Source organism: Ruegeria sp. BG5 (assembly GCF_056538425.1).
In genome coordinates this window covers 1-10,998 of record NZ_JBQFTC010000014.1, presented here as the reverse complement: position 1 = coordinate 10,998, position 10,998 = coordinate 1, and the positions used below count along the sequence as shown (strand labels likewise).

Sequence of the window (10,998 nt, the reverse complement as noted above, 5' to 3'; positions counted from 1 at the left end):
GTCTGGACACGGTGACCCACGGCACCGACACCCATGTGGTTCTGGTCGACCTGCGCCCCAAGGGCGTCAAGGGCAACGCCACCGAAAAGGCTCTGGGCCGGGCGCATATCACCTGCAACAAGAACGGCGTGCCGTTTGACCCCGAAAAGCCGACCATCACGTCGGGCATCCGTCTGGGCAGCCCTGCGGGCACCACGCGCGGCTTCGGCGAGGTCGAATTCCGCCAGATCGCCGACTGGATCATCGAAGTGGTCGACGGACTGGCCGCCAATGGCGAAGACGGCAACAGCGCGGTTGAGGCCAAGGTCAAGGCCGAGGTCGCAGACCTTTGCGCCAAGTTCCCCATCTATCCGAACATATAAGACGAAGGACCCAAACTCATGAGCTTTCATAACATCAACCAAGCCCCCGCCCGGCTGAACCGCAGCGAACTGGCCGTGCCCGGCAGCCAACCGGGCATGTTCGAAAAGGCCGCACAGTCGGACGTGGACGTCATCTTTCTTGATCTCGAAGATGCCGTAGCACCTGACGAAAAAGAGCAAGCCCGCAAGAACATCATCGAGGCGCTGAACGATATCGATTGGGGCACCAAGACCATGTCGGTGCGCATTAACGGTCTGGATACGCATTACATGTATCGCGATGTTGTTGATGTGGTCGAACAGGCGGGTCAGCGGCTGGATTTGATCATGATCCCCAAGGTGGGCACGGCGGCAGATGTCTATGCGGTCGATATGCTGGTCACGCAGATCGAAGATGCCAAGGGCTACAAGACACGCATCGGATTTGAGCACATCATCGAAACCGCTCTGGGGATGCAGAATGTCAGCGAGATCGCGGCAACCTCGAAACGCAATGAAAGCCTGCATTTTGGGGTTGCGGACTATGCGGCATCGACCCGCGCGCGCACGACGATCATTGGCGGCGTGAACCCGGATTACTCGGTTCTGACGGATGCAGATTCTGAAGGTGGGCGGGCGACGCATTGGGGCGACATGTGGCACTATGCTTTGGCCCGAATGGTCGTTGCGGCGCGGGCCAACGGACTGCGCCCCATCGACGGACCTTTCGGCGATTTTCAGGATCCCGACGGATATCGCGCAGCAGCCAAACGCGCGGCGGTTCTGGGTTGTGAAGGCAAATGGGCCATTCATCCCAGCCAGATTGCCCTGGCAAACGAGGTCATGTCGCCCTCGGACGCCGAGGTGACCAAGGCCCAACGCATTCTTGTCGCCATGGCCGAGGCCGAGGCACAAGGTAAAGGCGCGGTGTCACTGGACGGGCGGCTGATCGACTATGCCTCGATCCGTCAAGCCGAGGTGCTGGTGGAAAAGGCCGGGCAGATCGCAGCCGCCTAGATGACTGCTTGGGTCAGGTACTGGCGACCAGAATTACGGTCGCCACACCAATCCAGCACCATCTCGTTACCCGGACAGTTTCGCCAGATCACTGCTCAGGGCGCGGGCTTCGGCGATGCTGCGTTGCAGGGCGGCAAGCTTGGCATCAGACGTCGCACCGCCGGGAGTGGCGTTCAGAACCCGATCAATGCGCGCTGCCGTGGCTGGATCAGCACCGCCAAGCGCGTCGCGCTGTTGCAGGATCCTCAGCTTCAACTGCGCCAATTCGGATTCCGACGCCCGGATCTGCGCGGCCAATGCGTCATTCCGGGCTTGGGCCTCGGCAACTTCGCCCTCGGCGGCGGTGATCCGATCGTCATAAGCCCCCGTCGCGATCCCCGAGACGCCCGAGAAGAACCCGCCTTCGGCAGGGTCGGTGGTTGTCTGGCAAGCGGCCAGAAGCACACAAGGTAAGGCGAGGCGGAGCATAGTCACACCTTTCATAGTGACGAGGCCAGATCGCCCGCGATGCCGCGCATCTGGGTTATCTGATTGGACAAAGCCGCCAGATCGCCATCGATGGGCGAAGCAGTCTGTCCGCGGGATATGGTCAGGTTACGCGCCTCGTTGAACTCGGCCTGTCGTTTGGTGGCCCCGTCGATGGCCAGCTCCATCTGTGTCAGGTTGCCGTTTGCCTCGGCCAGTTCGCGCTGCAATGCGGCCTGATCCACGGTGCCCGAGGCGACCTGCGCGTTCAACGCATCCAACTCGGCCTTTTGCGCTGCCAGAACCTGATTCATTACACTGATCGTCGTCTGCATTTCCGACGCGTTGCGGTCGAGGTCCTTCTTGATTTGCCGCAGCCGGGACTCGCGCCCGGCATAGTTGCGCTGAACAAATGCCACATAGGTTCCCGCAAGGGCGCCAGCGCCCAACCCGATGGAAAACCCGGTGCCGATATCGTCGCTGTCACCAATGCCAAAGCCGATGGCCCCGCCGGTAACGCCCCCTGCAACGGCCCCTTGCAGGATGGTCTTCTGCATCGCCGCCGCCTGTTTCGCCAGATCGGCCTCGGCCTGAGTCGAGCCGCCAGTGCCCGCAGGCGGAGCAGCGGTTTGACTGGTGTCGCTACAGGCCGAAAGGGCCAGCGACACGGCAAGCACAGCTGCGCTTATTCGGGGGGTATGAGATCGGCCAGCCATTGGTAACTCCCTTTTTTGCTGTCCTCGGCCTGCGCAACATGGCGCAGGAACAAGGCGGCGTCATCTGTCAGCTGGGCGCTTGCAAGGCCCAGCGAGTTTGATCCCGATGCTGCGCTGATGATCGAGGTATCAACATCGGGTGGAAAAAAGACGACAGACCGTCTGAGGACTTCGTCGTAGTAGCTGCGGCTTTGGTCCAGCCGTCGCAGGATGATGCCTCGGGATCGGTAGATGTCATACACGTCATTGCGCGCCTGCTGCAGCACCGGCAGCGCGTCGGGGTTCGAGCGGGCAATCTCTTCGATCTGTCCCAGCGCGTTTTCGGCAATGGCCAGTGTGCGTTCAACACTGCGCAGGGCAACAAGGTCGGTGCGAAGACGTTGCAATGTGGTTGCGGCCAGAAACACCGACACTTGTGCGGCATCCTCATACAGTCGCTCGGCCGAGGCGGTCTCTTGCGCGGGCAGGCGGCGGCGATAGCTGTCCAGCGCCGGACCCAGATCGCGCGTTTGCCCGTCGCTAAGGTGTCCAAGGGCCACCAGCGCGGTCGCCAGTTTTTCCGGGTTGGCTTCGGACAATGACGCGCCCAATGTCGCCAGGGATCCGGATGATCCGGTTTTAAGTGCGGCGATCCGGTCCTTTGCGAAGGCCGCGAACAGACCATCGGGGTATTCATGCAAATAGTTTTCAAACACGCGGGCATCCGAACTGGACGAGATACTGCGCCACTGCGCCAGATCCGCCGCCGTTGTATCCTGCGGTGCGTCCAGGGGCAGGCCGGGGGCAAAGCTGTGTTCGTCCAGCACGGATTCTTCGACCCACGGGATCTGGCGCCCTTCGGTCTCAAGCACGACCTGCTGCCGCACCCGTCCCAGCATAAGGCGCACGTCCAGATCGGGCGTTGCAATATGGTCCAGAAGGCCGGTGGTAAAGACGCTGTTGTCACCCAGCCCGTCATAGGCCACGTTGCCGGGATCGGTCGCATAGGCGATCAGCAGGCCCGCGCTGCCGCGCATTCGAACCAGCCCTTGTGCGACCATACCACTGTCGGAAAACGGGTTATTGCGGCAGGCATCCAGCAGCAGAATGCCAACATCCGGCCCCGCTTTGGACATCACGTCGCGCACCCTGTCCAGCGTCAGGGAACTGCGTCTGAGTGCGGCCACATCACTGCCCGCAAAATCGGTGCCAATCAAATGGTTCTCGCCGCCAATCTGAACGCCGTGGCCTGCGTAAAAGAACACCGCCATCTCGGCCCCTTTGGCGGCGGTGCCGAATTGATCCAGTGCCTGTTCCATCCCGGCGACGTTCTGGTCGGTCGCCCGGATCACGCTGAAACCCAGCTCGGTCAGGGCCGACCCCAGCGCGGCCACGTCATTCACAGGATTGCGCAGCGCCATGTCCGGCGAGGCATAATTCGAATTGCCGATCAGAAGCGCCACGCGGGTCGAGGCATGTCCCTGCGCGGCCACGAAGACCAAACCAAGCAGGGCAATGGTCAGAACGCGGCTGAGTGCAAAGAACGGGCGGGCTACGGGCATGCCGTTACGTTAGCGCATGGCGCTTTCAAATAACAATTGGCGCAATAGGACAGGGCAAAGACAAATGGCCAAATTACCATAGGTCCGCGTTCTGCCCGCGCGGTATCAAACGACATGACCGGTCAGTTAACCTCGTGTCCTAAGCCGCCGCCGAGGCCACCGGCAAGCGCATCATCAAGGCTGCCATTTCGTCAAGGTCGTGATCCGAGACGGGGCAGGCAGAGTTCTGCGACATGGAGTGATTTGCGGGGATTTTCATGGCTGCGGCAAGGTCAGCATCCGTCAGACCCGCACAGACAGAAGGCAGTTCTGCGGCGATGCCACAGGCGCGCATCAGGCCTATGTAAACGTCGGGCAGTGCCTCTGCCGCAGCCGGTCCTCCAAGGGCCTGGGCTGCCAGGGCGTAATTCTCGGCCCCGTCCGGTCGGGCGACAAGCCAAGGCAGGCTGACCTCCAGCGCAAGACCGGTTGCATGTCCGTGGTGGACCCGTGCCAATGACCCAAGCGCATGGCTGATATTATGCCCCATATGCGTGTTGCAATTGTGCAGGGCCAAACCGGCGACGGTGCTGCCCCAAAGAACGCGTCCGCGCGCCTCAAGATCAGACCCGTCTGCCACCACGCGGGGCAGGGCGTCCGACAGAATGCGCAACGCTTCCAGACCATAGAGCAGACCGGCGGGGCTGGTTGAACGTGCCGTTGCCCCTTCAAGCGCGTGCGCGACCGCGTCGATGCCGGTCCAGGCCGTGATGTGCGGCGGCAGGCTCAGCGTCAGTTCGGGGTCCAGCACGGCCTGTGCGAACATCAATTCCTCGCCGAAATACCAGTTCTTCAATCCCTCAGGCGTGGACACGATCGATGTGCGCGTGACCTCGGACCCGGTTCCGGCCGTTGTCGGGATCGCGATTGCGGGCAGACCGTCCTGCGGCAACGGTTGCGCTGCCAGCGCAAAGTCGCGCGCCGGTTTTTGGCTGTTGGCTATGGCCGCAACAAGTTTGGCCGTGTCCATGGCTGCCCCACCGCCCAGACCAATAACGCTTGTGGCCCCGGTTTCCCGCGCCTTGGCCGACAGGTCATCAACCAGAGTTTCCTTGGGCTCACCCGCGACATCTGCGGCAAGAACGAAAGGCACGTTGTTTGCAGCCAATTCCTGCGTCAGCCGGTCCGTAACACCGAGGTCGGCCAGAATGGTGTCCGCGATGATCAGCACCGGACCGCCGCCCAAATTCGCCACGATATCCGGAACCTTCGACAAACGTCCGGCCCCAAAAGTCAGCGGAGGCACCCGGCCAATGTTAAACGTTTGCATTGCAACCTCGTTCTATAAGTGACGCCTTTTGCAAGCATCTTTGACGAGCAGTCATTCACGGCGCAAGCGCCGAATTTGTCCGCATGAACGAGAACCGCCAAGCCAGTGGGTGTGTGGCGCGAAACTCACAGTTTTATTGTCTGTCGGGAAGCCTATGGGCGCGCGGCTAGCAGGCCGCGCCCTGCAACCCGTCTTTCGACAATTGCTGGTCCTGCAGGCGATCCAGTTCCTGCAACGCAACCTGTGGATCGCCGGTGCGGGACAAGGCGCGGTCATAGGCGCGGCGAACGGACCGGGGCCGCCAGGGCAGCGCCGCGTTTGCCAGCCACATACGCAAAGGCGGGGGCAGCCGGTCGAACTCGCGCATGGGATCTTCCCGCCGCCGGCGTTTTTTCAGTTTCGTCTGGCCCAGATTGCCCGCCATTCTTATGCGTCCTCGGTATCGAAAACCGGGTCCAGCACCAGAACCAATCGTGTTTCCCCAGACCCTTCGATGGGTGGGGACCGATGCAACAACCCCGAAGCCGGTGTCTCGGGCCAGCGCGAGCCGCGCATCACCATGGGGCACCCCGTTGCCAAGGTGAACAGTTTTTGCGGCTCTGCCCCATTGGACGAGATGCCATATTGCGTGCCGGTTCCCCGATAGGTGCAAATGAGTCGCGCCAGGATCGCGTCGATGTGGAACTTGCGGCAGGCGTTTGTGGTGACGACGCCAAGGCGCACGCGCAGATATGGCGCGCGCATGATCCCGGCAAACCGGGCCGAGAGGTCGGCGATGTCCTCGATCAGCCATGTGCGTTCGGGACCTTCCTCAGTACCTGCGATGTCACAAAGATGCTGAACGGCCTCTTTTACTGCACCGGGGCGCAGCACCATGCGTGTGGCAGGCAACTGATCGGGATGCAGACCGTCGATCCAGGTCTGAAACCCCAGCGGCGGTTGCCTGCGCCAAATCGCTGCCGCACAGCCGGGTTTACGGATCACGGACAGGTCTTCGGGCCTGTCCGCAACACCAACGCCGATTGCGGCATTCCTGATCTCGGTATGTGCCAAAGTCACGCCGCTTCCCCTTCGCGTCGCCAGCCCGGGAAGGGGTCAGGCAAGTCCAGTGGCAGGACCTCGGGACCCGAGGCCAGATGTTCGGGGACCAGACAGTCGTCCAACCGCACTTTCAATACCGGCCAGTCAATACCCGAGCCGATGAACACAATCTCTTGCCGCCGATCACCCCAGGGTTCGGACCAATGGGCCTGCATATATTCGCGCGCGCTTTCATGATCCGGCCACCGCTCTTTCGGGACCGAAGCCCACCACGTGCCCAAAGGTTTGACGGAAGACAGCGCGCCCGCCATGGAAAACTCGGCCACCCAGTTCGGACGCGTGGCCAGCCAGAAATGCCCTTTTGCGCGGATCACACCCGGCAGGTCCCCATTCAGCACTTTCAGGATCTTTTCGGGCTCAAAGGGCTGACGCGCGCGGTACACGAAACTGGTAACGCCGTATTCCTCGGTCTCAGGCACGTGGTCCGCAAACCCATAAAGTTCCTTGGCCCACATCGGATGCTCATGCGCCCTCTCGAAATCGAACAGACCTGTATCCAGAATGGCCTCGGCGGCCACGTCGGAGTGATTGGTCTCGAAGATGCGCGCGTCGGCGTTCAGGCTGCGGATGATCTTGCGCGCGGCATCGGTTCGGTCCGGCCCGGCATCGGCCACCTTGTTCAGAATGACCACATCGGCAAATTCGATCTGTTCCACCAGCAGGTTGACCAGCGTGCGGTCGTCTTCCTCGCCCATGGTCTCACCCCGGTCGCGCAGGAAATCGTGGCTGGAGAAGTCCTGCAGCAGGTTCACCGCATCCACCACCGTCACCATCGTATCCAGCCGCGAAACATCGGACAGGCTTTCGCCCAGCTCATCCCGAAAATCAAAGGTCGCTGCGACCGGAAGCGGTTCAGAAATGCCGGTGGATTCGATGAGCAGATAGTCAAAGCGGCCATCTTCAGCCAGTCGGCGCACCTCTTGCAGCAGATCATCGCGCAGGGTGCAGCAGATGCAGCCGTTTGACATCTCGACCAGTGTTTCATCGGTGCGGCTGAGTTCCGTGTCCGCGCGCACCAGGTCCGCGTCGATGTTCACTTCGGACATGTCATTGACGATCACGGCGACGCGACGGCCTTCGCGGTTGTTCAGGGCACGGTTCAGCAATGTGGTTTTGCCCGCGCCGAGAAAACCGGACAGGACGGTGACGGGAAGTCGGGTATCGGTCATTGCCTTAAAGCTCCGTGGGGTTTTGGGTGTCTGTGGGATGTGGTTTGCGCAGCAAATCGAGGCTGCGCTGAATCTCGGGCCGGTTCAGGTTGCGCCCGATCAACACGATGCGGGTGCGGCGGTCTTCCCCGGTCCAGTTCTTTATCGGGACAGGCGGATCAAAGATGTGTTGGACCCCGTGGAACGCAAATGGCGTCTCGATCCCGTCCAGAAACAGGATGCCCTTAACACGCAGGATGTCCTTGCCTTTGTGGGCGATCAGAGTGTCGAACCACTTGTCAAAAAGGTCGTCATCCAAGGCCGCGTCCAGAACAATCGAAATGGACGCTATGTCGGTGTCATGACGGCGAAACTCGGTCGTCGATACGGGGCTGTCCGCCGAGCCCGGCAGCAGCCCGGACAGGTTGCCAAGAGGATCCTCATTTTCTTTGGGTGTCGTCCAGGCCAATGCGTCCTGTTGGCCTGCGGTGTCGCGCATGCTTGTCAGGTTCCACATCCCGGCCGCGCTGAAATCGCGTTCCGAAACGCGCATGATGCTGGCGGTCGGGTTCAGGTCACGGAGTCGTTTGGTCACGGCCTTTGATTCAGTGTCAGAAACAAGGTCCGTCTTGCTGAGCACGATCAGATCGGCCAGCGCAACTTGCGAGACGGCCTCGAATTGCGCATCCAGCGTCCCGGGGCCGTTGACGGCGTCCACAACGGTGACGATGCCATCCATCCGCGTATTCCGCGCCAGATATGGATCGACCAAAAGCGTTTGCAGGATCGGTCCGGGATCGGCCAGGCCCGTGGTTTCAATCACGATCCGGTCAAAGTGCAGCATGCCTTCGTCGCGCCGGGCAAGCAGCTTGACGAACGTGTCCGACAGATCCCCGCGGATTGAGCAGCACAGGCAGCCGGATGACATCAGCATCACGTCGCCGTCCACCGATTCAATCAGATCGTGATCCAGACCCGCCTCGCCGAACTCGTTCACGATCACCGCAATGGGTCCCGAACTGGACTCCGCAAGAATTCGGTTAAGCAGTGTCGTCTTACCCGCCCCTAAGAACCCGGTGAGCAATGTCACTGGGACGCGCAGATCATTGGTCGGGTTTGGCGTGGTCTTTGAGGCGTGAGTCATGAACATGGGCGTGAGATAAATGTAATAACATTACATCACTAGGGGAAAATAATTCGAGTGTCCAGATGGCGCAGGGCGATAGGGTCAAAGTGCCTTGATCATGCGCCTTTGACTTAGGAAGATGCCACAGAGAAAATGGGTGTGAATTGAAGTTCAGGTGGGTCAGGCCGCCTCTTCAATACTGAACTAATGGCGTATGTAAGATATAAGTATTTGTTATGGTTTAGGTATTCTCCGCATGCAGATTAGGTGCGCGGGTTTTGTCGACCGCCCGCTCTTTGTTGTTGAGAAGAGGCCACAGTCAGTAGTGTCAAGGTGACACGCACTGGACATCCTTTAACCAAAAGATCAATTTCTCGCTTAAGGCGAGAGCCTCGCCACAATAATGACAACTTGGACATGAATCTTCTTGTCCAAAGAATTTTTTAGGGCCTTACAATGGTTGTTAATATTTCAACTCCTCCTTCGTCGTCTCCACTGAGCGCGATCCAAGGAACCCGCGCGTATGGTAACGGTGATCCGAATACGACGACAACGATTACCTACAGTTTTCATCAATACGCAGGCTCTAGCCCTTGGACGAATGCCTACAAAGACGATTTCAAAAAGGCTCTGGCTGTCTTTGAAACTGTAGCCAACGTTAAGTTTCAAGAAGTCTCGATTTGGCAGGATCCCGATATCTACGAGGTTCTTGCACCGAATTCCAACCCGTACTTCTTCGATTCCCCGTATACGCTCGGGTATCACTATACGCCCTCAAATAACCCCTCCGAAGGTGCCTTCAGCACGGATTACTGGGATGCAGGCCCAGGTGGGAACGGTGATGCCGGAGGCTACTTTTTCACGACTCTGCTGCACGAGCTGGGCCATGCACTTGGCTTGGCTCACCCGCACGATTCAGGGTTGGGTACAACAGTCATGCGCGGCGTCACAGGACCGTTCGATTCTTTCGGAGCATCGGGTTTGAACCAGGGTGTCTACACCGTCATGAGTTACAATGACGGTTGGACCTCCAAGAACGGAATTCTGCCGGTGGACGCCAAATGGGGTGGCGCTACAGGATTGGGTGCGCTGGATATTGCTGCGCTGCAAAACATGTACGGCGCGAACAATTCGTACAACTCGGGAAGCAATACGTACGATCTGGCCACCAGCAACGCCAGCGGCGTCGGGTATCAGGCCATTTGGGACACAGGCGGATCCGATACAATCCGTTATTCTGGCAGTGGGATCACAGTTATCGATTTGCGACCCGCCACCCTTGATTATTCGTCTACGGGCGGCGGCGGCGTGTCTCATGTTGGGGGCGTAAAAGGCGGGTTCACGATTGCGGCCGGTGTTGTTATCGAAAACGCATCGGGTGGATCTGGGAAGGACACCATTTTTGGCAATGCCGCCGTAAACACTCTGAATGGTAACGGCGGCAACGACACCTTTTTTTCAGCCTCCAACGGATCGAACAACAACACGATCAACGGCGGTGGCGGCAGCGATACAATCTACCTCGCCAATGGATCCGGCGCAGACACTGTAAACGGTGGATCCGGTAACGACGTCGCCATTGTCAGAAACAATACAGGTTCGTTCTCGGGTGGAACTGGCACTGATACGGTCAGATTCGTAAGCGCCATCAGCAAGTATCTGTTCATCAACAATGGCAGTACCTACGAGTTTCTGGACGTTATCACCGGCAGAACCTTTACAGTGTCCAGCGACGTGGAGCGTTTCGAGTTTTCGAATGGAAATCTGGGCTACAACCTTACTCAGTTGACGAACGCAACTCAGATCTCGGACGTCGAAACGACTGGAACCGCGCTTCAACACGCCGCGCAAGGTATCTACCTGATCGGTGGTCCGGGTTCGAATGTCGCAGTTACTTTCAATGGTCAGGTTATGGGGGAGAATTCCCTCGTTGGCTGGACGGCCATTCAAGTTGAAGACGATGGCCAAGGATACCTTATTCTTTGGCGCAATGACGATGGCCGTTACGCGGAGTGGACGCTTGACGATCAGGGCGCGCGTTTGAGCGGTCGCCCGATTGCGAATGTTGTCGATGTCGAGGTGTTCTACGGCGTTGATCTGAACAATGATGGCACAATTGGTCATGTCACGACGACCGTTGAAGATGACGGCGCGACAACGCTGGCGTCGTCGACGCGTGGGGTTTACCTGATCGACGGCAGCACGGAAGTGACGTGGAGAGGGGACCAGATCGG

The 10,998-nt window shown here is 59.4% G+C and carries 10 protein-coding genes and 1 pseudogene; 3 read left to right on the top strand and 8 right to left on the bottom strand.

The features are described from left to right. Both glyA and ACR0KX_RS21005 read left to right on the top strand, forming a co-directional pair. Positions 1–362 (top strand): annotated as a pseudogene (gene glyA, locus ACR0KX_RS21010) (serine hydroxymethyltransferase); the annotation flags it as partial. Positions 363–380: 18 nt separating this feature from the next. After that, positions 381–1,358, top strand: a complete 978-nt coding sequence (locus ACR0KX_RS21005; protein ID WP_170622092.1) for an HpcH/HpaI aldolase/citrate lyase family protein — start codon at positions 381–383, stop codon at positions 1,356–1,358. A 66-nt stretch (positions 1,359–1,424) separates the two neighbouring features. Here ACR0KX_RS21005 and ACR0KX_RS21000 read toward each other — a convergent pair whose 3' ends face one another. From ACR0KX_RS21000 to ACR0KX_RS20965, 8 genes are all read right to left on the bottom strand, one after another. Then, on the bottom strand, positions 1,425–1,826 hold the full coding sequence (locus ACR0KX_RS21000) for a hypothetical protein (RefSeq protein WP_170622093.1): 402 nt from the start codon (positions 1,824–1,826) through the stop codon (positions 1,425–1,427). Positions 1,827–1,837: 11 nt separating this feature from the next. Continuing rightward, positions 1,838–2,539: a hypothetical protein gene (locus ACR0KX_RS20995; protein WP_170622094.1), complete on the bottom strand. Its 702-nt coding sequence runs from the start codon at positions 2,537–2,539 to the stop codon at positions 1,838–1,840. Next, the gene (locus ACR0KX_RS20990) at positions 2,509–4,080 is read right to left on the bottom strand and encodes a caspase family protein (protein ID WP_170622095.1); all 1,572 of its coding nucleotides are present in this window, start codon (positions 4,078–4,080) and stop codon (positions 2,509–2,511) included. The genes ACR0KX_RS20995 and ACR0KX_RS20990 overlap by 31 nt, the downstream gene beginning before the upstream one ends. A gap of 139 nt (positions 4,081–4,219) precedes the next feature. Next, on the bottom strand, positions 4,220–5,389 hold the full coding sequence (locus tag ACR0KX_RS20985) for an iron-containing alcohol dehydrogenase (RefSeq protein ID WP_170622096.1): 1,170 nt from the start codon (positions 5,387–5,389) through the stop codon (positions 4,220–4,222). A 166-nt stretch (positions 5,390–5,555) separates the two neighbouring features. After that, positions 5,556–5,813, bottom strand: a complete 258-nt coding sequence (locus tag ACR0KX_RS20980; protein WP_170456802.1) for a DUF6525 family protein — start codon at positions 5,811–5,813, stop codon at positions 5,556–5,558. Between the two features lie 2 nt (positions 5,814–5,815). After that, the gene (locus ACR0KX_RS20975; protein ID WP_170622097.1) at positions 5,816–6,448 is read right to left on the bottom strand and encodes a DUF1826 domain-containing protein; all 633 of its coding nucleotides are present in this window, start codon (positions 6,446–6,448) and stop codon (positions 5,816–5,818) included. Further along, positions 6,445–7,659: a CobW family GTP-binding protein gene (locus ACR0KX_RS20970; protein WP_170622098.1), complete on the bottom strand. Its 1,215-nt coding sequence runs from the start codon at positions 7,657–7,659 to the stop codon at positions 6,445–6,447. The genes ACR0KX_RS20975 and ACR0KX_RS20970 overlap by 4 nt, the downstream gene beginning before the upstream one ends. Before the next feature lie 4 nt (positions 7,660–7,663). Then, positions 7,664–8,782, bottom strand: coding sequence for a CobW family GTP-binding protein (locus ACR0KX_RS20965; RefSeq protein ID WP_170622099.1), 1,119 nt, complete (start codon positions 8,780–8,782; stop codon positions 7,664–7,666). 438 nt (positions 8,783–9,220) lie between these two features. Here ACR0KX_RS20965 and ACR0KX_RS20960 point away from each other — a divergent pair. Further along, positions 9,221–10,998: matrixin family metalloprotease (locus tag ACR0KX_RS20960; protein ID WP_480708768.1), on the top strand; the 1,778-nt coding region annotated here is incomplete at its 3' end.

Excerpts from the sequence above, each read along its gene's own strand:
- ACR0KX_RS21005 (WP_170622092.1), top strand. The coding sequence starts at position 381 with ATGAGCTTTCATAACATCAACCAAGCCCCCGCCCGGCTGAACCGCAGC.
- ACR0KX_RS20980 (WP_170456802.1), bottom strand. The coding sequence starts at position 5,813 with ATGGCGGGCAATCTGGGCCAGACGAAACTGAAAAAACGCCGGCGGCGG.
- ACR0KX_RS20965 (WP_170622099.1), bottom strand. The coding sequence starts at position 8,782 with ATGACTCACGCCTCAAAGACCACGCCAAACCCGACCAATGATCTGCGC.
- ACR0KX_RS20995 (WP_170622094.1), bottom strand. The coding sequence starts at position 2,539 with ATGGCTGGCCGATCTCATACCCCCCGAATAAGCGCAGCTGTGCTTGCC.
- ACR0KX_RS20990 (WP_170622095.1), bottom strand. The coding sequence starts at position 4,080 with ATGCCCGTAGCCCGCCCGTTCTTTGCACTCAGCCGCGTTCTGACCATT.
- ACR0KX_RS21000 (WP_170622093.1), bottom strand. The coding sequence starts at position 1,826 with ATGCTCCGCCTCGCCTTACCTTGTGTGCTTCTGGCCGCTTGCCAGACA.
- ACR0KX_RS20985 (WP_170622096.1), bottom strand. The coding sequence starts at position 5,389 with ATGCAAACGTTTAACATTGGCCGGGTGCCTCCGCTGACTTTTGGGGCC.
- ACR0KX_RS20970 (WP_170622098.1), bottom strand. The coding sequence starts at position 7,659 with ATGACCGATACCCGACTTCCCGTCACCGTCCTGTCCGGTTTTCTCGGC.